At 67.1% G+C, this 25,473-nt stretch carries 11 protein-coding genes; 1 reads left to right on the forward strand and 10 read right to left on the reverse strand.

What is annotated here, in order from left to right; translation table 11 throughout:
- Positions 1-170: 170 nt before the first annotated feature.
- The 6 genes from OG381_RS36805 to pglW are packed head-to-tail and all read right to left on the reverse strand — an operon-like array spanning position 171 to position 17,829.
- Complete coding sequence (locus OG381_RS36805) at positions 171-2,291, reverse strand: DEAD/DEAH box helicase (RefSeq protein WP_327722638.1); 2,121 nt, start codon at positions 2,289-2,291, stop codon at positions 171-173.
- Complete coding sequence (gene brxD / locus OG381_RS36810; protein ID WP_327720296.1) at positions 2,291-3,583, reverse strand: BREX system ATP-binding protein BrxD; 1,293 nt, start codon at positions 3,581-3,583, stop codon at positions 2,291-2,293. Before brxD ends, OG381_RS36805 begins: the two co-directional genes overlap by 1 nt.
- Positions 3,580-6,315 carry a BREX-2 system phosphatase PglZ gene (gene pglZ / locus OG381_RS36815; protein WP_327720297.1) on the reverse strand — a complete coding sequence of 912 codons (2,736 nt, stop codon included), beginning with the start codon at positions 6,313-6,315 and terminating at the stop codon, positions 3,580-3,582. Before pglZ ends, brxD begins: the two co-directional genes overlap by 4 nt.
- A complete protein-coding gene (locus tag OG381_RS36820) occupies positions 6,312-10,058 on the reverse strand; it encodes a hypothetical protein (RefSeq protein ID WP_327720298.1) in 3,747 nt (1,248 codons plus the stop codon). The genes pglZ and OG381_RS36820 overlap by 4 nt, the downstream gene beginning before the upstream one ends.
- Positions 10,055-13,594, reverse strand: a complete 3,540-nt coding sequence (gene pglX / locus OG381_RS36825; protein ID WP_327720299.1) for a BREX-2 system adenine-specific DNA-methyltransferase PglX — start codon at positions 13,592-13,594, stop codon at positions 10,055-10,057. Before pglX ends, OG381_RS36820 begins: the two co-directional genes overlap by 4 nt.
- Positions 13,591-17,829: a BREX system serine/threonine kinase PglW gene (gene pglW, locus OG381_RS36830; RefSeq protein ID WP_327720300.1), complete on the reverse strand. Its 4,239-nt coding sequence runs from the start codon at positions 17,827-17,829 to the stop codon at positions 13,591-13,593. The genes pglX and pglW overlap by 4 nt, the downstream gene beginning before the upstream one ends.
- Positions 17,830-18,762: 933 nt before the next feature.
- Here pglW and OG381_RS36835 point away from each other — a divergent pair.
- On the forward strand, positions 18,763-19,659 hold the full coding sequence (locus OG381_RS36835) for a DUF5655 domain-containing protein (RefSeq protein WP_327720301.1): 897 nt from the start codon (positions 18,763-18,765) through the stop codon (positions 19,657-19,659).
- A gap of 176 nt (positions 19,660-19,835) precedes the next feature.
- Here the strand turns inward: OG381_RS36835 and OG381_RS36840 are convergent, their stop codons facing one another.
- The 4 genes from OG381_RS36840 to OG381_RS36855 all read right to left on the reverse strand — a co-directional run bounded on the left by OG381_RS36840 (position 19,836) and on the right by OG381_RS36855 (position 25,445).
- A complete protein-coding gene (locus OG381_RS36840; RefSeq protein WP_327720302.1) occupies positions 19,836-21,203 on the reverse strand; it encodes a DUF317 domain-containing protein in 1,368 nt (455 codons plus the stop codon).
- 65 nt (positions 21,204-21,268) lie between these two features.
- Positions 21,269-22,387 carry a DnaB-like helicase N-terminal domain-containing protein gene (locus tag OG381_RS36845; RefSeq protein WP_327720303.1) on the reverse strand — a complete coding sequence of 373 codons (1,119 nt, stop codon included), beginning with the start codon at positions 22,385-22,387 and terminating at the stop codon, positions 21,269-21,271.
- Entirely contained in the window at positions 22,387-23,658 is a 1,272-nt protein-coding gene (locus tag OG381_RS36850; RefSeq protein ID WP_327720304.1) for a DNA cytosine methyltransferase, read from the reverse strand. Before OG381_RS36850 ends, OG381_RS36845 begins: the two co-directional genes overlap by 1 nt.
- Positions 23,655-25,445 carry a type IV secretory system conjugative DNA transfer family protein gene (locus OG381_RS36855; protein WP_327720305.1) on the reverse strand — a complete coding sequence of 597 codons (1,791 nt, stop codon included), beginning with the start codon at positions 25,443-25,445 and terminating at the stop codon, positions 23,655-23,657. Before OG381_RS36855 ends, OG381_RS36850 begins: the two co-directional genes overlap by 4 nt.
- Between the last annotated feature and the right edge of the window lie 28 nt (positions 25,446-25,473).

Below are 25,473 nucleotides of genomic sequence, written 5' to 3' on the forward strand. Positions count from 1 at the left end.
ACAGGTGCGCATGAGGGGCTTGCAGGGTCACTCGCTCATTCCCGACGTCTGCTGTCCCGGAGATGGGGCAGCAAACGTCGGTACTCTTCCTGGAGAATCCGGCGGCGGGCCGCCGAGGCGTTTGGCTTTGGGCATAGGCCGTTCCTTCGGACAGGCCGCCGGACTGCTGCCTAACGGCTCAGTCTCAAGGTATGACGGACAGGTTCGCCGAGGACAGAGGCGGCCCGGTCAGTGGCGGCTAGACGCTGTGCCACGGTCGTGCGGGCTAGGTGGGCCGGCAGAGCTTCGTTAAATTTCAGGCCGCGCAGGGCTTTGTCATCGATCTCGGGAAGGCAAAGGCGTTCGGCGGCATCAGCTGTGTGCGCAGCCCACATCTGGGGCGTCAGGTCGGGACGCAGGCGGACGTACAGCTCGTTGAAGCGCTGCTTTTCATCGGTGAGCCCGGCGAGCGTTGCGGTCAGAGTGGCGTTGGCGCGAAAGCCAGCCCAGGTCCACCAGCGGACATCCTCGTCGGCGCGTGTGATGACGGTGCCGCCGGGGTGGACGGTCTCGATGGCGTTTTCGCGGAGCTGTGTGAGGTACGTGACGGCGCGCTTGGTGAGTTGAACCGGTGGGTCCTGGCCGAGAATGACGTTTCGCATGGCACGTGCGAGTTCGTACGAGGCGCCATCGAGGATGCTTCCGTACCAGCGAGCTTTTCCGCCGCCATCGGCGGGTTCGACGAAGCAACGGCGCCGGGCCCAGTCGATCCAGTTGACGCGCCAGCTGCGGCCGGCGAGGAGGAGAAGCCGAGGGCCCTCCACTCTTTCGGTGAGCAGCATGGGATCGGTGCGGCCGATCTCGGTGCGGCCGGAGAGCACGACGAACTCTGGGGCCGCAGTGAAGACGGCGGTGAGGTTCATGAAGTGCCGCTGACCAAAACGACGTTCTGCTTCAGGCCCGATGAAGAGCATGCCGCTGTCGGAGTCCACGAAACCGTTGTCGACGAGGTGCTGGACGATGGGGGCAGCGCTCTGGCTGAAGGGTTCAAGGCCGTTCCAGCTCTCGGTCCATGTTTGGTCGCCGACGCGGCCTTCTTGCAGGCAGAGAGCGAGGAACTGCTGTGCGGCGATGTGCCGAGGCTCGGGGGGTGCGACGACGGGTTCGACGAAGCCGCTGCCCCAGAGTGAGAGAAGGCCGGCGGCATGCAGCAGTCGCTGTTCGTCCAGGGCAAGGAAGAGGCAGTTGCGGGATGTGCCAGCGCGGCGACCGGTGCGGCCGAGCCGCTGGAGGAACGAGGCGACGGTGGCGGGCGCGTTGACCTGAATGACTCGGTCCAGGTCGCCAACGTCAATGCCGAGTTCCAGCGTGCTCGTGGAGACGATGACGCAGTCCCTCTCCTCGGAGAACGCCTGCTCGGCGCGTCGCCGCTCGTCTACAGCCAGTGAAGCATGGGACAGGAAGGTAGTGACGCCCCTCGCCCGCAAGGATGCGGCGAGCTCTTCCACCAGTTGCTTGGAGTCGCAGAAGACCAGGCGTTTTTCGCCACGGTGGAGGGATGCGATGACCTTTGCCGCGTTAGCCACGCTGCCGACGTAGTCGAGGGTGACGTCTCCGGCGGGGGGGATGGATGCAGTTGCGGGCGTGATGGGGATGTCCGGCGCGACTACCTGGGATGGTCGCGAGCCTTTGCTGGAACCTTGGAGCCAGCCCAGTAGGTCCTGAGGGTTTCCCACGGTGGCGGAAAGTCCGATGCGCTGGATCGGTCGCCTGGTGATTCGGGTAAGTCGTTCCAGGACAGCCAGGAGGTGCCAGCCCCGGTCGTCACCGGCGAATGCGTGGACTTCGTCCACGATGACAGTGCGGAGGTTCTCGAAGAAGGTTTGGTGCTCCACCTTGGTGCTGACGAGCATCGCTTCGATCGACTCGGGAGTCGTGAGCAGCACGTCCGGCCGCTCGCGCAGGATCTGCCTTCGTTGGCCGGGCGAAACGTCTCCGTGCCACAAAGCCACCCGGCGGCCGAGCCACCCGGCATATGTCTCCAACCGGGGAAGAAGGTTATTGAGGAGTGCCTTGATCGGGCACACATATAGTACTGACATGCCCTGCCAGTTCTCCTTCCCCATCCGGGAGAGCAAGGGGAAAGAGGCAGCCTCGGTTTTGCCGCCAGCCGTCGGTGCCAGCAGCAGTGCGTCATGTCCAGCCAGCAGCGGTCTGATGGATGCTTCTTGGAGCGGGCGCAGACCGGGCCAGCCGAGTGTGTTGACGATGTGGTGCAGGACGACAGGGTGAAGCTCGTCGAGCGGGTCCATCATGGCAAGTCCAGCGCTACGTCGCTGGCAGCCTCAGCTGGCCGAGTGGCGAGGTTGCGCTCAACTTCGTTCAGCTCGTTTGGACTCAAAGTCAGAGCGTAGTGCTGTCGCGGATCGAAGTCTGAGAACTGGTCGACCCGGTCGAGTACGTCACCGACCAGTTTCTTCAGGAAGATGCGTGGCGCTACCCCGGTTCGTCCTCCGAGCCCGCCGGCCACAGCCATGGCCAGGTCATTCACGTACGCGTCGTCGACCAGATCGGCCACGTGGTCGCGATCCCCCGCGGTGTCGAGGTAGATGTCCCTCACCCGTCTGCCGACTTCATGAAGGGAATCCAGGGTGAAGCCCGGCAGCCGGATCTGAACGGCACGAGGGTTGTCGAACTGCGCCGCGGTAGTGAAGTCGACGGCCAAGCGCTGCGCCAGGGGCGCGAGACGCTGTACGCCTTGGGTGCCCTCAAAGAAGGCCGGAGTCCCGGTGATAAGGAGATAGAGCCCCGGGAACCGGCCGGAATCGACTTCGTCGATCAGCTGCCGCAGGGCGTTGAGAGCCTTCTCCCGGACGTCGGAACGGACCCGCTGCAAGGTCTCGACTTCGTCGAGAACGACTAGCAGACCCGGATGTCCAGAGTCCCGCAGCACGGTCAACAGGCCCTGCAAAAAACCGAATGCCCCGAAGTGATCGAGTTCTCCGCGGACTCCGGCATTGCGGCGCACGCCAGCAGCGACGTGTGGCTGTCCACCCAGCCAGGCCACCAGCCCCTCGGCGGTGGCGGTGTCTCCCGATGCGACCGCCGCATGGTAGGCGCGTAGCGCCGCTGCGAAGGCCGGAGTGGTCTGGGACACCGACGCGAGACGTCGCTCCAAGACGTCTGCGACGCTTCCCCCGGCCTCCTGCTCGAGAGCAAAGAGCCAGGCGTCAAGGATCGGCCGGAACGCAGAGGGGGGGAACTCTGCGGTCTGTAGAGACTCTGCGATGCGCCGGTAGACGGTTTCGAGCCGATGCAAGGGTGTCTCGGTCTCGGAGACCTGGACTTCAGCGACAGCCATGCCCAATCGCTTTGCCCGTTCGCCGAGCCAGCGAGCGAAGAATGTCTTGCCCGAGCCGTATTCGCCCCGCACAGCCTTGAACACGGCTCCGCCACCGGTAACCGTAGCGAGCTCGGTGTCGAGCGCGTCCTCGAACCGGGCGAGCCCGACGGCAAGGACATCAAGTCCGTTGTGCGGCACCGTTCCACGCCGCAATGCGTCGATGACCTCACGGCGGCGCCTGGGGCTGAGCTGTGCGGTCACTCGGCTACCTCGAACTGTTCACACAGCAGAGCGGTGTCGAGGACAACGGCGACACCATCGGCATCCCTACTGAGGACCGGGTACTGCTCGACGTTGAGCAACCGCTGGACCTGCCCGAGAGCACCGGAGAACTGGACGGTGGCGATCCCCAGCGAGGCGGCAGCCGACTCGTTGTCGAGCCGGTTCGCGGGCGCGGCCAAGAGCGCTCGCAGCAAGCTGCTCACCTGATCATTGGTAATCAGGACACGAGCCGCGCGCGAACGCTGGTCACGATAGGTCGACGAGGCGACCACTGCGGTGGCGAGGTCCTCACGTGGTGTGGGGGCCGGGGCTGTTACGTCAAAGAGCGTGGGGCTGCTCTTCGCCTGCTGGCTACGTGGGGACGCCGCGGGTGAGACCGCCGGTTCGGCGGACGGCTCGACGGCGACGGGGCCTCGCCACCAGTCCGGCGACTGCGGAGGCGCGTATCGCCATCCCTCAGGCTCTCTGGCTGGAGTCAGGACACAAACCGGGACGACGACCTCTGCGGGAGCGCCGCCACCGTGGTAGCCAGCCTTCAGATTCCCGTACCGCAGACGCTCGTCGACGGCGAGAATGGCGTCGCCACCGTGCAACAGCACGCGAGGACCATGTACGCGTACTTCTCCCTCCTCCGCAGGGGTGCCAGTGGTGGGGCGAGATCGGTTGCTGGAGGCGCCTGCAATAGCCAGGCTTCGGCCCTCGCGACGCTCGACGACATGCCCGTGATCGGACGTGAGGACGACGATTCGCCCCGAGCGACGGGCCGCATCGAGCAAGGGGCGCAGGTGCTTGATGTTGCTGGCATTCCAGGAGGTGCCGCCAGGGTCAGATCGGTCGAGCGCATCGTCGATCGTGTTGAGAACGCAAGCGACAAGCTGGGTGCCTGCGACGTCGTCGATGGCAGCGGTGACATCGTGGCTGAGTTCGAATCCGGCTTCGCTGCTGTCAAGCGGTCGTTTATGGAACAGCGCCCCCTTCACGCCAGCGGCTCGGCACAGGTTCTTGAAGCCGTCCTGTTCCTCGGCTTGGCCGCCGTCGCGGAGCTCACCGCAGAGCAGACTCGTGCGCGACACGCGCGTCAGGGTAGGCAGCAGGGCAAGCGCCGCGCCACGGCGGTCCTGATTTTGGGGTACGCACTCCAACCATGACTCGTAGCGGTGCACCATGTCGTCGACGACCTCGCTGGCAACGGACGCACTCATGCCGTCGGCAATGATCAGAAGCACCGGTTGGGCCTTGGCCAGCGGGAGGACTGTGCGTCCCATGACCTCCTCAAGGTTGGCCACCTCACCGGGGGCGCTTTTGCCGTCGCCTTCGTGGCGCGCGAGGGCAGCGGCGAAGGCGAGATCGTGAGAGCTGCGCCGGAGTCGGGCGGCGGCCAGGACTGTTCTCAGCCCCTGGGCGAGTCCTTCATCCGAGACGCCGGTCCAGACGTCGTCTGCGGCGCGGTCAACCCATGCGTCATGGTCGCGGTGCCGCGCGACATGGGAGTCGAGGTGCTTTGTCGGTAGGGGGTGTGCCGGCCGGGCCAGCCAGCGCGTCAGCCGGACGGCCGCATGAGCACGAGGAACGCGCGATTCGTCAGGATGCCCGGCGAGAGCATGACTCTCCACTTCCGCGAGTGCCTGCTCGACTGCCGGCAGCCGGGCGAGATCCGCGAGTGGTGCGTCGGACCCGTGGGAGCGGGCGCGGACAGAGGCGCGCTCTGTGGCCAGACGGAGCGCCTCGCCAAGTGTGGCAAGCCGTGAAGAGAGCCCACGGCGAAGAAAACCGGAGGCGTCGGCGAACGATCCGGCTTCCAGGGTGTCGAGCAGGGTCTCGGCGCGCGCAAGAACGTGGGCGGAAGCATCACTGTCACGTACGAGGAGGTCGGTGGTGACGGTTTCGCTGTCACTTGCCCATGCCTGGAGTACAGGGTCAGAGAGCCGTTCACCGAGCTGGGCGCGCAGGAGGGCCCGCGGACCAGATTCCATGGCCGAGCTGAGGACTGCGCGGGTGACAAGTCCAAGGGGCACCGCGTCGCGTGAGCGTCCGCTGCGCAGGAGAGGCGCAACGGCCTTTCCGGTGGCACCAGTGCGTCGGCCGATCCAATCGAGCAGGGCATCAACGATGGTGTCACCGGCAAGGGAACGCAGGTCTGCCAGGCTGGTTGCTGACGCCGGATGGCTGGACCAGGCGAGCACGGCACCAGAGTCGATCTCGCCGCCGGCTCGGCCGAGGCCGAGGCGGGCGGAAGCAAGACTGCTGAAGGCATGGTCAGGCGTGAGGAGACCACCACGGGCTGGAGCCCAGCCTCCTTCGGGTGTGGCGGTCAGGAATCCGTTCGCGAGGTCGCGCGGGTGCGGCGCTGTCACTAGGCGATGGTCCAGGCGTGTGGCCCCGAAGCCGTCGCGCACGGCCTCCCAAGGGTCGGGTTGACGCAGTGTCTTGCCGACCAGGTGCGCCGTAATGCCAAGCCCGAGGTCATCCGTGTCGCGGTCGGTGAGTACGACCAGCCAGCGCTCCGACGAGCGGCTGAGCAGCGCTTCCCGGACTGCCAGAGCTGAGGGGCACGGCATCACGCGCACCGGGACACTCTCATGCTCGAACTCCGCAGGGCCATCCCACTCCGGGCGGGCAAGAATGCCGATCACGCCTCCCTCGAACTGCTTGCTACGCGCCTGGTCGATGAGAGCACGGATAACGGGCAGCGAAGCGGATGTCGCTGTCACGACTCGGCCCGCCATTCCACGATGACATTCCTGCCCTTGTGTTCGTCGATGAAGGCGTGCAATGCATCAACCGCGTCGTCGAGCTCGGCGCGCGATGACACACTCCTGCGCATAGGACGCGCAGCAGGCTTCGTTGGTGGGACAGGCGCGTCTGTGTCCGCTTCCGCGGGCTCGTCCGCGGGGGCAGGCGACGGCGTGGTGACAGCCCACGAGAAGGACTCGTCTTCTGCTCGCTTGAGCGCCTGGGCGAGCGGTTGGACCAGTTCGTCGGCGAGCAGAGTTGCCCGCAATCGGTCGAGGATCGCCTTGGCGTTCAGCCCTCGCTCGTCGTTGGCCTTGGCTGCGGTGAGCAGCGGCTTCAACCGATCCCAGTTGTAGTCGGCGAGCGCACGAGAGACCGCGCCGGCAGAGCTCAGTGTCTTTGCCACGGACTGATCCGTGGCTGGGAACGCTGCCGCAGCCAACGCTTCGATCAGGGCGACACGATCGGGAGCCCGCTTCAGAGCGGTGACGAGGTCGCGGGACGCGGTTGCGGTCGCGAGACGGCCGGTGTCTGCTGCGGTGAGGCCAAGTCGCCGGTAAGCGCCCTCGACGTGCTTCACGAGGTCGTTCGCATGTGCAGCACCTTCACCGACCTCGTCCAGAACGGCCTGGGCGAGTTCGTTGACGGATGAGCCGGTGAGATACGGGTTGCCGACAGCCTTAAAGATTACTCCGGCCCGGAGGACCGCGGCCTCCCAGTCACCTGCGGAGGGCAGCTTTTCAGGGCGGAGTTCTGCGTCCGGGGTGAGCGCTCCGGGAACGGGAGCAGGAACGAGCGGGCCTCCGTGCCGGTACCAGGCCCGGTTCTGCTGGACAGCCCAGGCGCAGATGATCAGATCGGCCAGTTCTGGCCGCAGGCCCATGGCCGGCTCAAGCGCGCTGATCCAGCCGCGCAATGACTTGACCTGGACGGGATCGGTGGCCGCGAGCCCGTCGCGTCCCATAGCTCGCTCGAATTCCATGGCCCAACGGAACCGCTCGGGGCCAAAGAGAAAGTGGGTCTCTCCCATGTGGCCGACGCTCAGCGGGTTGGCGACGCGGCGCACGGCATCGCGCTGACGGGTCTCTACGAATGCGCGGCCGTCCTTTTCCCGGTTGGCGCTCTGGACGGCGTTGAGCACTGCGGTGATCTCGTTTGCCCGTACTTCGCGGTCCTCGGGCTCGAACCGGGGATGGCCTGGGAAGGTGGCGGTGAATGCTTGCTCGATCAAGTTGCCGAACGCGGCACCGAGGTCGTGTCCGACTGGCGCGGCCGGGGTGAACTCCGGGTCGAGACTCAGCAGGACACGGTCGTGCCCTTCTTCCGCCTCCAGCGTCCCGGGGATCGCGGCGGAGGCACCGTATGCCTGTTGCAGGGCACGACTGACCCGGTTGCGCAGCGCATCACGCTGAGACTCCAGGATGATCTTGGCCTGTACGCGGTCGGCCTCGGCGAGGTGGTTGGCGTGCGAGGTCCAGCGGTCCCCTGGGCCGCCGAGGAGCCAGTCGAGTATGACGAGGCGTCCCAGATCGTCACGGCGTTCTCGGGAGAGGAAATAGGGCACCCACGCTACGGTGCGGCTGACCACGCCCTGCGCGCGGAGCTCCTCAAGCCGGTTGAGGTCGTCCCGGGCGCTGCGGCCGTCTTCGTCAAACGGGTAGTCGATGACGAAGCGCCAGGTGTCCTGGCCGGCTTCGAAAGCAGCGTCGGGAAGCCAGGAACTGTCTCGCACATTACCGAAAAGCACTTCGACGTCGCGGCGGGAGCCGCGCCAGACGTGACTCTGGCGCGAGACACCAGAGATGTCGCCGTCCAGGTCTGAGAGCCCGAATGCCTCCCATGCGAGTTTCTTCAGTGTCTCGCGACGGCGCCCGTCGTTGTCTTCTCCCTTGGCCTTCTCGATGATCGATTCGTAGTCGACTTCCGAGATCCGCAGCCGGATCACGGGGTTGCGGCTGTCGCGGGCAATTTGGATCTCGGGGACGTCTCCGTTCCACCGTTCGAGCTTGCCCAGGACGACAGATGCCTCCTTGCCGGGCAAGGGGCTGGTGATGGACCCATGGTTGAGGGCGGCCAGCCGGGATGCGGTGATCTCCTTGAGCGCGGGTACCTCGGGCGCCACCGCGGAAAGGACCAGGGTCTTGGCCAAGCGATCGTCTGCGCGATACGGGTGCTTCGCCGGTAGCGCCGCGATTTCCGACAGGGTGAGTCCGTGTTCCCGGAGAAGGACGGGGCGCAGTTTCTCCTCGTAGAGGGAGCGGGCGTTCTTGAACCGGCCGGCCATCTCAGGAGTGAGCGCCTGGTTGCCCTCGACGACGAAGTCGAAGATGTCGCCGACGGGGATGACGTCCTCGACGGTCAGGGTGTCGCGCTGCCGTACCAGCAGCTGCTGCATGACCTTCAGCGCGGTGCGGTCCCGCTGCATGGCTGAGGCGAGGGTCCGCAATGTCGAGACGAGTGCGGGGGAGAACGGGTAGGTGCGCCGGAAGGCGACCTGGTCGGCGCCCCGGTTCTGATCGTCCGTGTTGACGCCGTCGAGCAGTACGTCCCACACCTCGGGACGTCGCTCAAGCCGGCGGAAAGCGTCGTCGAGGGTGCCCTTTGCCTCGTCGTCCAGAGGCTTCAAGAGACGCTTCTCAGCGACGTAGGGCAAGTTATCGTCGCCCAGGACGATGGTGGCGAAGCGGCCTTCCTGGTGCCGGAAGGCGCTGTCGATCGCTTCCTGCTCGGATCCGATGCCGCCGCTGGCCTCGTTGAAGTAGCGTCGCAGGTCCATCTGACGGGCGACGAACGAGATGATCGGGACGGCTCGCTCACCGGAGCCAGCCTCGATGAACTTAGTGATCTTCTGGGCCTCGCGGCCGAAGAGTTCCTTGTTGCGCACATTGAACGCGAGCCAGAGAACGAGCTCGTCGAGGAACATCACAACGGCGTCGTACCCAAGGCCCTTCGCGTGCCGGGTGATTGCGAGCAGCCCCTCGTCCAGGGAAACGAACTCTGCCGTGTTGGTGTAGGCAGTGAAGAATGTCCGGACCAGAGCGCTGACAAGTCCTTGGCGCTGTTCGCTGCCGGGTGCTGCGGCGCGCGCCGTGTCGTAGGACTCGGTGTCCCAGGCGGGAGTGCCCTCCAGCACGGCCGTCCACGGGTCTGCTCCGACTGAGCTGCCGCCGTGTTCGTTGAGCGCAGCAAAGAAGGGGTCGTCGCCCAGGCGCTGACGCATCTGCTCGCCATCCGCGAGGACTGAGTCGCCGCGGTGAACGGCAGGCAGATCGGCATCGGGCTCCATGGCTTGGATCTGCGCGACGTAGCCACCGAGGATCGCATCCTCGATGCTCTTGGCGTCGAGAAAGTGGTAGGCGAGTCGCAGGACCTTCTTTCCCTCGAGCTGAGGGTCATGCTTGGTAATAACGCTGGCGAGTTCGTCCTTGGACCGCGCCGATGCGTCGTGGCCAAGCAGGGCATGCAGGACGGCCATGAAGTGGCTCTTGCCGGAGCCGAACGAACCGGACAGGAACGCCGCGCGGCTCTGGCCGTCGCGCAGGGCTGCGGAAACGAGGCCGAGGGACCTGTCGAAGGCTTCGGCAAGTCCGTCGGTAACGACGTACTGATCGACGGTGCCAGCCAGTCGACCCTTGCCTACACCCTCCGTGAGGCGCAGGACATAGTCGTTGTCCCCTGCGGCGAGCGGGATGTTGATGACGTCACGGAGAAAGGTGCTCATGAGATCGCCTTCCGGCGGGTGGAAACGGGACGCCAATCGGCGAGCTGTTCACGGGTCTTGCCAACCTGCCGGGCGAGCAATTCTAGCTGCTCGTGGAAGAACTCCGATGGGGATACGCCGCCGTAGAAGGGGTCAGGAGCGGAGTGCCACTGTTCGACCCAGGGCTGCAGCTCGGAGAGACCGGCTACGAGGGGGACCAGCCGGTCGTCGGACCAACCGTCGCTCTCGCGGCTCTGGATGAGCTGGGCGAGGCCAAGAGCCTTCTGGGCGTGGTCCCAGCCGGCCCACCCGAGAACCGGAGTGGGGTCAGTGTCGCGACCGGCTCCCGGATAAAGGATGAACCGCTCCTTGGGCACATCGTTTCGGCCGCGATGCGTCCAGTATTCCTTGCGGGCGAAGTCGCCAGCCTTGTACTTCGGCGGGACCGCAATCGGCCCGGTCTTCTCCCCTGCGTCTTCCTGGCGCTGCACGGCCCACGTCCGCTCCCATGCTGCACGAGTGCGCAAGCCGGAATCCTTATAGCGGTAGGCCGCGAGAAACGGGACGGCTTCCTCTGCGAGTAGTCGCTGCAGGCTGGCTGTGACGGAGACATCGGGGCGCCCTTCCCACAGGGCGAGGACGGCTACGAGGTCAGGATCGCGGGAGACATCATCAGCGAGATGCGCGATGCTGCGTGGGGTGGGACGGCCCGCTGAGTCGAACCAGAACCGCGTGTGCTCCAACCGGTCAAGGAGCCAGGAACGGAGGGCGCGCTCCTCCCGCTTGCCCCAGAGCTCACTTTCCCACCGGCGCTTGTACTCCGGCTGCTCCAGGAGTTGAAGTGCCGGGTTCCCCTCGATCAGCGCAATGCGCCGCTCTACCACCTTGCGGTATGGAGCCGGCCAGTCGTGGGGAATGTCCTGGATAGGAGTCGAGCGGTGCCGCTCGAACCAAGTGGTGCCGTTTGCTTCTGCTGAGGGCTGTCGCGCGAGAACGATCTCGAATGCTCGTTCACCTAGTGCCAGTGCTGGCAGATCAGAGCCCGGGTAGGTCAAATCCTCACTCGTCAGTCCGTACAGGCGGTAGACCTCCCAGTCCAACTCCTCCTGCAGGGACACCATGGCTGCCAGCGTAGCTTTGCTATTGCGGCAAGCGGAGTCCAAGGCTGCGCGCGTCGGCGTTGTCGCTGCCGCAACAGCTGAGGGTGCCTGATCTGCAAGATGCGTGGCGTGTTGAGCGAGCTGCAGGCCGCGGTCGGCTGGAAGATCTACGGGTAGAGGGAATTGGCGAAGTGTGGTTCCCGTGAACTCGTAAAAACGCTCCCAGGCTTGGGACTTGAATCCTTCGTTAACTCCTTGGCTCCCCTTGTCGTGGCTTTTCTGCTTGAGCCAGAAGCAAGCGGTTGACGAGTTCAATACAGCCAAGAGCCCGCAATGATCGCTCTCGTCGGCGCCTTCGCGGAGCTCCACACGAAGACTGCTCGGCTTTTCCACGAGCCCGGAGAGAGCAATAGCGAAATGATTGTGGGTTGAAATCTTCGCGAAGGAGATGTGGGTCTGGAGAGGGTCCGTCACGCTGAGCTGGTGCCAGCTGAGCCAGTGATGACCGGCAGCGCGGTAGTCGCCGTCGGCGAAGGTGGCTCGCGCCCACAGCGGGGTGCGCCAGGGCCACAGCGCACGCTCTGTTTCAGGCGCGGGCGTGGGGTGCGTCACCGGACCAGGTGCGAGGAGGAGCTCGCCGGTTGCCGTCATCTGCCAATCGCGCAGACCGTTCCCCGCATTGACGCTAACGATGTCATTGCTTGACACGCCGAGCCGGGAGAGTGCGCCTGGATCCGCCGCGAAGATTTCCTCGGCGTGGCTGTCTCCGAACATTCCAATTCTGCTAATGAGCGCGTTGAGGCGGCGTGGGGTTGCCTCGATCAGTTGCTGCAGTTCGATGGCGCCGCCACCGCTGAGTGACCAGGGGTGCTTGGCCAAGGACGCGCGCTCCAGATCGGTGACTGTCACCCACTCGTCGGCATACTGCGGGTCGCCGACGTGAGCGGCGATCGATGACCAGACCTTGCCCTTGGCGGGGTCCCCCAGGGGGCGTCCCGGTTCTCCGCGGCGCCCCAGGACCGTCCTCACAGTGGAGGTGACAGGCTGCCGATTGCGACCGATCATGATGACCGTCGGCGTGCCGTGCCCTGGAATGAAGGCTCCAGACGTATCTGCGACAAGCGTCAGGTCTTTGGTCGGGAAAAATCGCTCGACAAGAGGTTTCCCGAACTGGCGCTGCATGAACGAATTACTGGTGATCTGCCCCACGCGGCCCGCGTTGCGGCCAGTCTTGGCCAGATCGAAGAACCGTTCCATGAACGGGACGGTATAAACGAAAGCACCCTTGCAGTAGTTGTAACGCGTTCGATAGGCGTTCTTGAGTGCTTTGTCGTTGATTGCAATGTAGGGGGGGTTTCCGACCACGACATCGTAGCGCTCGGATTGCAGTATTTCGCCGAGGAGGTCAAGGTTCTCGGTAGAGTAGCTGTGCCCCGCCAAGAAGTTCCCCGTATTATCCATGCCCGGCAGGGTGTTCTTCTCGGTTCCGTGGAGCAGTGAATCTCCGACAGCGAGATGATATTTGAAGGCCGGAGCGTCCTCTAGCTGCCGAATACTTCCGGCCACAAGTGCGGCAACTGTCAGGCGGAATCGTGCGATTGCCACGGCGAAGGGATTGAGGTCAACGCCGTGGATGGCGTCCAGGGCTTTCTGCACTCGCGCCCACGGCTCCAGGGCAGGGGATTCGTTGTGCCAGCGGTCGAGTAGGCGGGTGAACGCTCCGAGGAGGAAATGCCCGGAACCGCAAGTGGGGTCGATTACCCTGAAACCGTTGAGAGAACGCTCAGCCAGGGCCGGCTCAAGTGTGTGATCGAGGATGAATTTCTCGACGAAGATCGGAGTCTGCTTCAGCGCGTAGCGTTCCTGGGCGTCCAAGGACAGGTTCTGGTAGAGGTCGCCCAGGAAACGGGTGCTGAGGCTCTCATCAGTCAGATCGCGCAGAAGCTCGCCGTTTTCATCACGCTCGCGCCAGAAGGAGAGCAAACGTGAAGCCGCGTCACCTGAGGGGGTCACGAGCCACAACGCGGATGTCTCGTCGACCAGCGCCCGGGTCGCCGGAAGCTCTCGCAGGTACGCAACTGCGGCCTGCAGCCATTCTCGGTCTGTGACGTCCGGGTTGGTGCGGGCTGTCTCACGCAGGAACTGGGCCTGCGCAGCGAACGCCTCGTCACGCCGAGACTGAGGGCCGGAGATCCACACCGGCTTGACCAGCTGGTTGTCTTCGGCGAACCGGATGAAGACTGTTACCAGCACCCAGGCCACTGCGGCTTGAGTGACGCGGTCATCTGCCCACTCTTCCCAGGACTCGGTCGTCCGCTCCGCATCCAGAGCGAGCTGATATTCCGCCTGCCACGCGTGGTCCACCGCTGGCTGAGCAGTAACTCGATTCCGGAGATCGCTTTCCAGCCAGGACATCTCGGCGCGCAGCTCGGCGGTAAGCGTGTCGGACGCGGTCACGCAGATTCTCCTTCAGGCGTGAGGGCGCGGAGCCAGTCATCGAGGCAGAGGAACTGTCCGCCGTGAGTAAGCGGTACGGGTACGCGATCGATCAGGGGCGCTCGGTCACTGCCGAGCGGGAGGACCAGCCAGACTGCCTGGGCGCGACTGGTGGTGATGTCGGCCAGTCGCGCCACAATGTCGAGGTGACCGTAGCGAGCGAGCGGTGCGGCCTCGACGAGCAGTACAGGCCGGGTACTGCCAGGGGCGCTGGCGATCGCGGCTGTGATGGCTTCCTCCACTGCCGGAGCTGCCTGTTGCACAAGGGCTGATAGGCCCTGCATGTCCCGGGTGCCGGGCGCTGCGGCATCGGCTGCTTTGACCAGCTCCCACGGGATCCCCGCTGCGTTCGCCCGGGTGCGCAGGGCTTCCAGGAGAACCGCTGAGAGATCGAGTGAGATGGCGCCGTGGCGGGCTACGAGTGCTTCGGCAACGGCATCTTGGCCGCCGGCGGGGGCTCCCAGAGCGAGGAAGGACCGGCTGGACGCACTCTGCCTAAGCTGTGCGTCTTCGCGTGTGGCGGCACCATCCGAGCTACGGCCCAGGGGGATGCCTCGCGGGGCGAACATCGTGCGACTGGCGAGGCTTGTGCCATCAGAGCGACGTGACGGGATCGCGAATGCCTCGCCGTCCCAGCTCAGCGGCAGCTTCGCCTCAGTGATCACCTGGTCGAGCCGCGGGCGGTTGGGGAGTGCCGCCAATTCCGGGAAGCGTGCCCGGACGCGACGCTTCACGTCGTCCACGGTGAGCTTCTGAGACGGGGCGAGCCCTCCAAGAGCAATTCGGATTGCCACGGCAGCGTCGAGATCCCGGTCGTGGAGCTCGCCGCGCCTCGACGCGTGGGCCCGCGTCGAGAGCCTGGCCGCGATCTTGGCCAATCGAGTGTCGTCTGGAGCGGTGACGCTTTGGGGCCATGCCGGGCGCAAACGGGCTGCTGCCCGACCGACTGGCACCACATGATCGCCGGTCGCGGTCGCGTCCGCGACGAGTTCGTCCGCAATCGATCCGAGGGTGTCGGCTGCGTCCAGAAGAACCGGGGCAGTGGTGAGCAGGATGCTGCGACCGCCACGCCGACGCCGGCGGGTGACGGGCGACGAGTCCCCTCCGCCCCTTTCGACCAGTTCAGCGCGGTCGAGAGCGGCGACGAGCAGCCCGGCCGCGACCCGACGCTGTGCGGCCTGCGACTCCAGCTCTGATTCCGCGGTTCCGGCAGACGCCGCCAGTACGGCCACGACATCGTCGGCAGTGGCGATGCCACCTAGCGAGGTCAGGGCTTCGGTGGCACGCGCGAGGACGTCATCCAGCCGCCGCCGCGCCGAGGGATTGTCAGCCCAGGAATCTTGTACCGCAGACAGTGCGTTGGACGCCTGGGGGGCGCCGCTGAGCCCGCAGGCCGTGGCGAACTCGGCCCGGGTCGCGAAGGCGTCCGCTCCCGGTGCGAGGCCCAGCAGGATCCGGGCGGCGCGACGTCGTCCGGTTGCGCGGGTGGACCCGGCGGCCTGGGCCAGGACTTCCGCGGTTTCTGAGGGATCGCTGAGCGGATCGTCTAGGTGCTTAACAGCGGCCGATGGCTGCGTCGTTGCCGCCAGTTCTGCGGCAAAACGCTCGCGCCACTGCTTGGCTCGGGAGCGGACTTCCCGACGGCTGACGTCGGCGACGCCAGCCAGCCGGGAGAGCTTTCCCGGGTCGGCAAGGGCCAAGTCTGCGACCGTTGCGAGTCCAAGCGGTTCCACTGCAGACAGGGCACGAGCCGAAAGGCCCGCTTCGGAGAGCGACATTGTCGGTGTTGCCGCTGCGGCTCGCTCGTCGGCGTCTTCCGGCGGGGCTGTGTCGGTGCCGGTAAAGACGGCACGCCAGGCGGCGTGCATCTCTGCGGCAGTGTGGTGCCGCTGCCGGGAGTCACGGCTCAGGGCAGTCCGGAAAAAGGCGGTGAGCTGGTCAGTGAGGCTCGGATCGAATGCACCCGGCTCGAGAGTTACCTCGTCACGGAGTACGGATGGATCTGACAGCCCGTCGCCGTATACGGGCGCGCGACCGGTCGCCATCTCGTACAGGGTTACCGCTGCGGCGTATCGTTCCGCAGCAGAGTCCCAGTTCGGGCGAAGCGGGGTGCCAAGGAACGGGTCGAGGTACGGGGGTGTGCCTGCTTCGATGGACGCGGCGCCGGCACGCGAGAGCGAGAAATCGAAGAGGACGAGGTGCTTGGCACGATCCGAGCGCTGCTCGCGGATGCCGAGGTTGGCTGGCTTGATATCGCGGTGGTCGACCCCCGCTTTGTCGAGCCCGACGAGCGCTTCAAGTACGTCTGTTCCCCAGCGGTCGAGCAGGTCGAGCGAGAGCCTCGTGCGCTCGCGGAGAGCGTCAGCGAGAGTCTCGTCGCCGGCGCTCTCCAGGAGAAGAGCGGTGCGGCGGCCGACCCGCAGGATTTGCTCGTCCGACAGGCGGACGATGCGTGGGTGAGCCTTGGGCCTGAGCGTGAGGAGCACCTCGGCCTCGTCGACGAGGCGTCGGGCGGCCGAGTCGTCCCGGGCGACTTTCAGGACGCGACGCTCGTCGCCATTCTCGCGGTCCTTGACGAGGAGCCCGACGGCGGTGGAACCCGAGCCGAGGCGGCGCAGGAGTTCGAAGCGCTGGCCGATCAAGGTTCCAGGGGCAGCTTCGAGGGGGTCGCCGTCGGCGCCGGCCCCTGGTGAGGAAACCTCCCGGTCGACGTCGTCGAGCAGGGCGAGAAATGCCTGCATGTCTCGCAGCCGCCGAGTGACTACCGGGCGAGTCGCTTCGAGCACGAGGCGGCGCAGAGTTCCGGGCACCTCGGGGATATCGACGGTCAGGTCGAGGCCGCCGTCACGGTTGAGGCGTTCGCGCAGGTCAGCGCCATCGGTTGCCGGAGGCTGGCCTGCAACCAGATGGTAGGCAACGGCACCGAGAGCGAAGACATCAAGCCGGATCCGGTCCGCCGTTGGGTCCCAGCGCCCCTCCGGTGCAAGGTATGCCTCGGCGTGCCGGCGCTCTGGGTCATTAGAGGAGCCCTCCTCTTCGAGGGCTCGCATGATCCGCGTCGAGGCACCGTGCGAGGGGCGGGTGGCGTTCGCGGGGTCGTCCCGGCCGGCTACCTGCCAGCCGCCGAGCCGGACCTTTACGTCGGGATCGGCAGACCGCACTTGCACAGCTGCTGGTGTGAGGCCACGGTGCACTACGTGGTTACGGTGCGCGTAGGCGAGTACCTCGGCCAGCTGTCGGATGACAGAGACCTGTGCGTTGAGGGACGCACTTCCCTGCTGGTCGTCCAGCCAGAGGTCGAGTCGCTGGGCCTCCCGGTCGTCCGGGAACACGAGACCCACGCCAATCTCGTCCTCGACGAGATCGCGCGGGAGCAGCAGCCCGTCGTGCTGCAGGCGGCGAGTGAGTCCGTATTCGCGCTCTACCAGTTGACGGGACGCCTGACGCTGGGCGTCCGACGACCCGGGCGGGGTCACCATGAATCGAATGCGGGCGCGGTCGCGAGCGATCCGGTGCTCAGCAGGCCACTCCTGCCAGTCCACACCTTCCGCTTCAGGCTGGCCGGTCAGTCGCCATGATCCCACTACGTGCTCGCGTCGCTGAGCGAAACCAATCCGCTCGAATAGGGCTGGCAGTAGATCGTCGTGGTCGATCAGTCCTGGCCGACGCCGTGCACCGAGAGGTTCGAGCAGCCTCTCCGCAATACTCGGCAGACCGCTGCGCGACTGCTCTCCGTCGAGGCCGAAGAGATCGGTTCGGTCCCCAGAAGGAAGCTGGCAGCGGCTGTCGGGAGCATGAAGGAAGATGGATTCTTGGATGAAGGGGACATCCCGGCTGCCCAGCTGAGGCGCCAGCTCGCGCAGGGCATCCTTGACTACGGTGGCCAGCCGCTGGGCCTTTCGGCGGGCCAACGGCAGCGGTGAATCTTCGCTGCGGTTGTTGCGCTGCCAGGTGTAGGCGTTACCGGAGATCGTTCCGCGGTAGTGCTTGAGCTCGACAAGGTGCAGTCGGCTCTCGCCAAGGACCAACAGGTCGACTTCGTGCCATTTCCCCTGGCGATCACGGAATTCGAAGTTGCTCCAAGCCTGGAACGGCGGCCGGTCGGGGAGCAACTCGCGTACCAGAGCCAGACCAGCCCGCTCATGAGGGAACTCTGACTTGCTGACCTCATGCCAGCGAGGGCTGTCAGCACGCACGCCAGTTCTCACCCCTGCGCTTAGAAAAACCAGGACGTAGCCAGGCTACGAAGCTACCTCGGCCCCCAATATTGTCAGAAGCCGCTGACAGCCGTTGGCCGCGGGTGAGTAACTCGCCCATGCCCCCCGTCTGCGTCCTTCCTCAAGCATCCCCGGTCGGGAGCCGCTGACCCTGTAGGCCGAGGCGTCGGCTCGGCTGGAGGGGGCTCTCCGTATCGGATCATCATGCCCCATGCCCCTCTGCCATCGCACCTACATGATTCAAACTGACGCTGTAACCCACGCGTCCAGAACATGTGTGGCGCGATCTGGACGCTGCCGTGGACGGTCTTGGCGTATGAACCTCAGGGCGCCGTCGACGTTGGCGGCTTCCCAGCGACGGTAACCAGGTTCGAGATAGCTTCTGGCGAGAGCGGCGGCGGACCCCGTTCGGGCACTGTCCAGCGCATCCCAGCCGCGGTTGCCTGCGGCCAGCGGTGTTACCGCAGGTGTTCGGCGGCTCCGGCATTGCCTACCGTGCTCCTGGCCCAGCCCCCTGGCGGCAGGGCCTGGTGGGCGGCGGTGGCCATGCGGAAGCCGTCTTGGCCCGCACCGCGCAATGATGATCTTGTTGGGTGTGGCTGACGGTCTGGCGACGCGGGCCGTCAGGGGCACCCTGGCAGGACTCGAACCTGCGGCCAAGCGCTTAGAAGGCACGTGCTCTATCCACTGATCTACGGGGGCTGACCTGCGTAAACGCACCTTCCGGGCGCTGTCCCCCAGGTTGCGGGGGACACATGGGGGAATCGCGGTTTCACGGTGGCCGGTGGACGCGAGCGCTCCTCGGTCGGGCCGTACGTAGGGTCTCACATTATCTTCACGCCCCCGAAGCCTCTCGCGGAAACAAACGCGCACCTCATCGGCGTTGGTGGTCTCCGAGCCGAGGAGGGGAAGGTGTCGGGCCTGAAGCTGTTCCGCACGGACACGACGAATAGCGGCATGACCGAGGTCATGCCGCGTCTTGCTGAGATCGAGGCCGATGTGCAGGGTCTCGTCGAGGCGCACATGGAGACGCTGCTGGGCGTCCGATTCCTGGCGAGCGAGTACGGCACTGGGCCGGTGCACGGGGGCCGGATCGACTCGCTCGGGCTGGACGAGAACGGATCGCCGGTCATCGTGGAGTACAAGCGCGGTGTCGACGCCGGCGTCATCAACCAGGGGCTGTTCTACCTCTCGTGGCTGATGGACCACCGGGCGGAGTTCGAGCACCTGGTCCGCGACCGGCTCGGGGTGACGGCCGCGTCCCAGGTCCTGTGGAGCGGCCCGCGCCTGATCTGCATCGCCGGCGACTTTACCCGCCACGACGCGCATGCCGTGCGTGAGCACCGGAGGTCGATCGACCTGGTCCGCTACCGACTCTTCGGCAGGGACCTGCTCGGGCTTGAGACCGTGGCCTCCGTGAGCGGCAGCGTGCAGGTGACCCGCCGGGCACGGCGCGGGGCGGTTGCTCGGGCGGCGGCCGATGCCCAGGGCGCGGCGATGGTGGAGTTGGCGGGCGCGGTCGACGAGGTCCTGCTCGGGCTCGGGGACGGCGTGAACCGGGTTGAGCGCAAGACCTACCGGGCGTATCAGCGGCTGCGGAACTTCGCCTGCCTGTGCCCGCCGCAGCGCAGCAAGCTGCTGGTCTACCTGAAGGTCGACCCGAAGGAGGTCGACCTTGTTCCGGGCTTCACCCGGGACGTGTCCGGTCTCGGTCACCACGGGACGGGTGATCTGGAGGTGCAGCTCCGTACGCCGAGGGACGTGGAGCGGGCGCAGGAGCTGTTCCGGGCGAGCTACGCGGCGGCGTGATCGCCTGCCGCTGGCGGCCTCGTGGCGGGCCGCGCTACGTGTCGTGTCTGCGGCCGTGGGAGGACCTCTCGACGTGCGGGCAGGGGGTGGCGGTGGACTATCTATGGTGCGCGGGATCGCCGGTTTGGCCAACCGGCGATCCCGCGCTATGTTGCCCCGCTCGTGTGGGCCGATGATCAGCGTGAACGGCTGGCGGGTCGGCCGGCCGTGACCGCCGGAGCCGCCGGCGCACTGGCGGCGAGGCGGGCCTTGTGCTCGGGGCCCAGCTGGGCCTGGCGCGTGCCGGTCTCGTGGGCGAGGGATTCGGAGAGATCGGCCAGCAGCGAACTCGGGGTGTGCGGGGACGCGGTGATGGCCCAGGTGGGCCGGTCCGGACCAGAGCCGGCCCAGATGGTCCAGGTGGCCAGGTTCTGACTCGCGTGCTGTGCGGCGAAGGCGTCGAACTGGACGCCCGCGTCCCCATCGGGGGACGTCCAGCGGATCCATCGTCCGTCCGCGGTGTGCTTCCATCTGGCGTCGGAGAGCGGCTGGGTGGCTGCGGTGACCATCTTCTCGTCCACCGGGGCCCCGATGACCGTGTCCCAGCCGTTGCCGTCGGCGAGGTGGATCAGCAGGTTCTGCAGCACCGGGGCGGGGGTGGCGCCGGTCGCGGTGAGGACCCACATGCGGTCGGAGACGGGGGTTTCGTAGGCGGCTACGGTCCAGGCGGTCTCGTGGGCGGAGGTTTCGTGGACGCGCTCGATACGCAGGGTCTGCGATTCGTGGATGGCGTGGGTCGTGTCATCCGACCAGGTTCGCCACTTCTCGAACTCGCTGTGCGCGTCGAGGAAGGTGTCGAGGAGCGCGTCGTGGTCGCCGGCACCGGACAGGTAGACGGGGACGGTCTCCGGCTCCGGGCGGGAGGGTTCGGGCTTGGCTGTGGTGACGTCGAAGACGGAGCGGGCTTCGATGGCGGCGCGTTCGGTGTCGGTCAGGGGAGCCGGGCCGGGGCGCATCTCGGCCGAGTGGACCTTCTCGAAGGCGAGCAGGGCCTTGGCGGGTGAGTCGAAGGTGTCGGCGATTTGGCGCAGGTGGTCCTCGCCGTGCAGGTAGACGGACTTGCCGCCTGGGTGGAGGTAGGTGCCGACCGCGACGGTGGTGTGGCCGTCGTGGGCGTGGGCGTGGATGAGGAGCTGGCTGTGGCGGATGTCGTCGTGGATCTTCTGAGCCTGGTTGGAGACCTCGCGGATTTCGCTGCGGGTGCACCAGGGCATCGGGTAGTTCGCCCAGGTCCATTCCTCGTCGATGGCCTCTTGGAGCCGAGGGGTGATCTCGACGGTGATGCCTTCGGCGATCAGGTGCTTGGCTGCGTCCTCGGCCCAGTAGGGCTCCTCGTGATCGATGCGGGCCAGGACCAGGATGTTGTCGGCGGCGACGCTCCAGTCGGCAGCCTCCAGAGCGATGAGAGCGACGCGGGCCTGACTGCCGGTCAGGATGGCGGTCACGGCGCTCGGGTGAGTGGGGTGGGTGTCGAGGCGGACGTGGGCGTCGATGGCGGGAGTCACGTTGGGGTCTCGTCTCTTCTGCCGGTGGCCGGGCCTTCGAGCCCGGCCACCGAGGTACGCGGGGGCTACCGGGTTGCTCGTGTGGACCGGGCGGCGTGCGCGGCCGTGGTGGTCGGCGGGTCGGCGCGGGTGGTGGGCGCTGGTCGCTGCCGCTGTGTCGGGGCGGCTCCGGTGGCGTGCTGCCAGCGGGTGCGGATGGCGCTGATGTCGGCGAGGCCGCGGCGGGCGCCGACGACGAGCTGGAACGGAGTGTTCGCCGGGTCGTTGGCATACGCCTCGATGCGTCGGCCGGTTTGTTCGGCCGTGGCCAGAAGGGAGCGCTGCAGGGCTCTCTCCCCCCAGTGCTCGACGGAACCGGCCGGTTCGGTCAGCAGGCGAAGCACCTCGCCCGGTTCACTGCCGTCGTCCAGCAGGCCGCGCTGCTGGGCTTCCCACAGAACCGTGACAGGGTCAACGGGCTCGCGGCGGCGGGCCAGGGTGGTCAGGCACTGCCACAGGCCGGCGTGCAGCGGCAGGGTGAGGTCCTCGGGGAGCAGCCACCGGACGGCCTCGATGTCGGCGGGGTAGGCCGTAGCGGTGGCGAGCAGAATCTGTTCCTCCTCGACTGCCTCTGCGGGGTCGGGTGCGGCGGGCGGCGGCGGGGCGGTGGTGCGCGGCAGCACGCCTGCGCGTGGCGGGAAGCGGTTAGCGATGTCATCCACGACCGCAGCGAGTGCGTCCGCCTCGGCGAGCACCGTCTGTACGGGGTGCGGGAGGCTGGCGTCGTGGACGGTGTGGACGAGGCGTTCTGCAGCCGTCCGTAGGCAGCGGCGGGCGTGTTCGGCTTCGACCATCCGGGCGTAGGCGGGGGCGTGGCTGGCCCAGGGGCAGACTTGGATGAGGGTGTGCAGGTAGGAGGCGGTGAGTCCGCGCGCCTGCTCCCGGCCTGTGGCGAGCACGCGGTCGAGCCACTTGGTGTTCTTCGCGTGCTCGGCGGTGTCGGGCGGCGGCAGGGTGGTGATCGCGGCGTACAAGGCGGAGTGCGCGGCGGTGGAGAACGAGTCGGCGGCGATGCCGGTCACGTTGCTGAGGCGGTGCGGTTCGAGGAGGAGGGCGCCGAGGAGGGCCTGCTCGACGTGGAACACCGGCTGGGGCGGTGGGATGGCGTCGAGGTCGTCTTCGTCGGGTTCGGGGGCGTGGGGCATCAGGCGGCGAGGGTGAAGTCGTCGGGGTCGAGGGTGACGCCGAGGTGTGGGGCGAGGAGGTGGCCGGCGAGCAGCGGGGGCACGGCGTTGCCGATCTGGGAGAACTGCTGGCCCTTGTTGCCGGCCCAGGGGTAGTCGGCGGGGAAGGTCTGCAGGATGCCCGCCTCGTGGGCGGTGATTCGGATCGGCTCGGGAACCGCTGGCGCGTCGACATCCATGGCCGGCGGTGAGGCGGGCTCGGCGATCCAAGTGCACTCGTTCGCGCGGTGCCCGAAGAACAGCGTGCCAGCCGGCTCGGACAGTGGACGGACAGTGGCGTTTGCCTGGTTGTTGCTGCACAGGGACCAGGACCAGCGGTGGGCCTCAGCGGTGAACGGCGGCGTCGGAGCGTCGGCGGCTCGGTTCTCGTGTGTGCCGTGCGGGGCCGCCCATCCGGCGCCTTCGGGGCGGGACTGCAGGACCACTCCGTCCGGCCGGGGCATCCAGGTGCCGCGCTCACGGGCGTCGGACAGCGTTTTGCGGGAGCCCGACGGGAACGGTTCGGGTCCGCCGCCGGGTCCACCGCCCGCGCAGACGGTGGGGACGGGCCGGTCGGTGGCGCCCCATCCCAGAGCCTCGGCCATGCTGACCCAGCGGGCGCGGCCGGGACCGAACAGCGACTCCGGTTCGGCCAGTTGGGAGTGCGTGGGGGTAGGAGGCCGCGCCGTACGGACGCGGGAGGCCAGGAGTATCGCCCGCTTCCTGGTCTGCGGGACGCCGAAGTCGGCCGCGTTGAGGATCCCGTACCAGACGGAGAACCCCCACCCGCGCAGGACGGCCGCGTACTGCTTCCACAAGGGCAGGACGTGCGGCACTTCCTCCATGGCGACCCAGTCGGGCTCGCCGACCATGTTCAGGGCGTACAGATAGCGCATCGGCTCGGCTGCGAGCAGGGAGCGCTCGTCACGGCATGCGGCGAGGAGGCGTTCGCGGGAGTCGCGTCCGGCGGCCAGGTCCGCGACCGCCGCGTGCACCAGCGGCTGGTCGAGCAGGCCGAGGCGTTTGCCGGCCATGCTCCACGCCTGGCACGGAGGGGAAGCGATCATTCCGCGGGTGCGGCCGATGAAGGGCCAGGTCGGATACCTTGCCACGTCGGTGCGGATGGTCAACTGCCCAGCCGCGGCCCGGGACTTGCACGCCCACTCGTCCCATTCCAGCCCGATGTCGCGCACGCCGAAGACGTGCAGCGCCCTGCTCCAGCCGCCCGGCCCCGCGAAGAGGTCGAGTATCACGTGGCCAGCCCGAAGTCGGACTGTGTCGGCGCGTGCTTCGCGACGGCGCGGGCGGTGATCGCTTGCGATGCGCGGGCGGACGCCGCGGACAGTTCCTCCGCGCCGGGCTCCCGATACCACGGCCGGAGGTCGAGCATGGCGGCGCGCATGCCGGTGGCGAAGCAGAGCGCGGTGCCCTTGGGCAGGGCGCGGATCGCGTCGGCGGGCAGGATCCGTTCCTGCCGCATCGACACTGACGTGCTCTTGCCGGACTCCGAGTGCGAGGTGGACGTGGTCTCCACGTCGTGGTCGCCGATCAGGCGGCTGAGCTTGTCCGCGAAGTCCGGGTCGTCAATACCGCTGCCGATCACCTTGACAGTCGAGGCGGACCACATGGCGTCCATGCCCGCGTCTCCCCAGACCTTCTGGCCTTGGCGGTAGGACTGGAGGATCGTGATCGGGATGATCCCGCGGCTGCCGAGGTGGGAGTACAGGTCTGGCAAGTCGCTGATCTTGCACACGTTGGCGGCCTCGTCGAGGATCGCCAGCATGGGCGGATCCAGGCGCCCGCCGGCACGTTCGGCCTGCGCGGTCGCGGCCCGCATCACCGAGTCCGCGCACGCGGCGATCAGCGCCGAGGCTCCGCCGCCACCGTCCTTGCTGAGTAGGAACAGCGTGTCGGTGGACGTGACGAACTGCTCCGGCCGGAATTCCGGAACGTCCCTCTGCGGCGTCACCCACGCGGCGATTTCCGCGTTCAGGAGCGCGGAGGCGTACTGCCGGGCTGTCTCGTAGATACCGTCCCTCGTTTCCGGGGGACCTTCGACGGTGCCCTTGAGCTGAGCGGCGACGGCGGCGAAGTCGTGGTCGCGCAGGATGTCCAACGGAGTGCGGTCGGCGGGGAAGGCGAGCCACTGCATGATGTCGGTGATGGGCCGCTCGTCGAGCGCCGCGGCCAAGAGCAGCTGGGACAAGATGTTGCTGCCGGCCTTCGACCAGAAGTCGCCCTGCTGGGAGGCGTCCACCGTGGCCGCGAGGAAGTGTCCGGCCAGACGGTTCGCCCCGTCCAAGGTGGTCGCGCTGGCGAGAGGGTTCCACCACATCTCGCGGGCGGCATGCGCGATCTGCTGTGGATCCATGGTCCACACCGCCCCCACCCGGGCCCTTGCCTCGTAGGCGGTGGTGAAGGCGTCGCCGGCGGCCTTGTTCGACGTCAGCAGGACCGGGCCGGGTGCGCCGAGCATGGACGGGATGGCGAGCGAGGTGGTCTTGCCGGACCGGGGCGCCATGATCGCGACGGCGACGTCCTCGAACCCCATCCGTACCTCGTGGCGGCTGCCCTGCAGGTTGCCGAGAAGGATGCCGGTGTCCTTCGCGTCGATGTGCTTGCTGTCCTTCAGGCTGGGGCGCAGGGAGCGGGCTTTGTCGGTGATCGCCTTGGCCATCAGCGGCTCGATGTCCCGGGCCTTGGCCATGTCGGTGATCTTCTTCCGGCTGCCGCTTCGGTTGTTGTGCCGGGCCCACAGGACGCCAGCCCCTGCCCCGAGAGCGAGGAGCAGGAGAACGGGGACGATGCGGGCACCGATCAGCAGGGACGCTTCTCCTGCGTCGGACCAGACCTGCTCGGGGTGGAGCAGGGCGTTGGTCGGCTGGTAGGGGGCCCAGCTGGTGCCGGTGAGGTAGGCGGTGATGTTGCCGGACAGCCAGGCCAGGTGGGACAGGGGGACGACGACGGCGAGCACCCCGAGGAGGAGGCGCAGGACGAGGTCGTATCCGTCGGTGTTGCTGCTGGAGGAGGAAGGTGGCAAGGGCTATGTGCTTCCGGGCGGGGAGGGA

The sequence above is a fragment of the Streptomyces sp. NBC_00490 genome, assembly GCF_036013645.1.
Taxonomy (GTDB): Bacteria; Actinomycetota; Actinomycetes; order Streptomycetales; family Streptomycetaceae; genus Streptomyces; species Streptomyces canus_F.

Bases quoted from the DNA above. Each gene is read 5' to 3' on its own strand.
- OG381_RS36805 (WP_327722638.1), bottom strand. From the start codon at position 2,291: ATGGACCCGCTCGACGAGCTTCACCCTGTCGTCCTGCACCACATCGTC.
- OG381_RS36845 (WP_327720303.1), bottom strand. From the start codon at position 22,387: ATGCCCCACGCCCCCGAACCCGACGAAGACGACCTCGACGCCATCCCA.
- OG381_RS36820 (WP_327720298.1), bottom strand. From the start codon at position 10,058: ATGAGCACCTTTCTCCGTGACGTCATCAACATCCCGCTCGCCGCAGGG.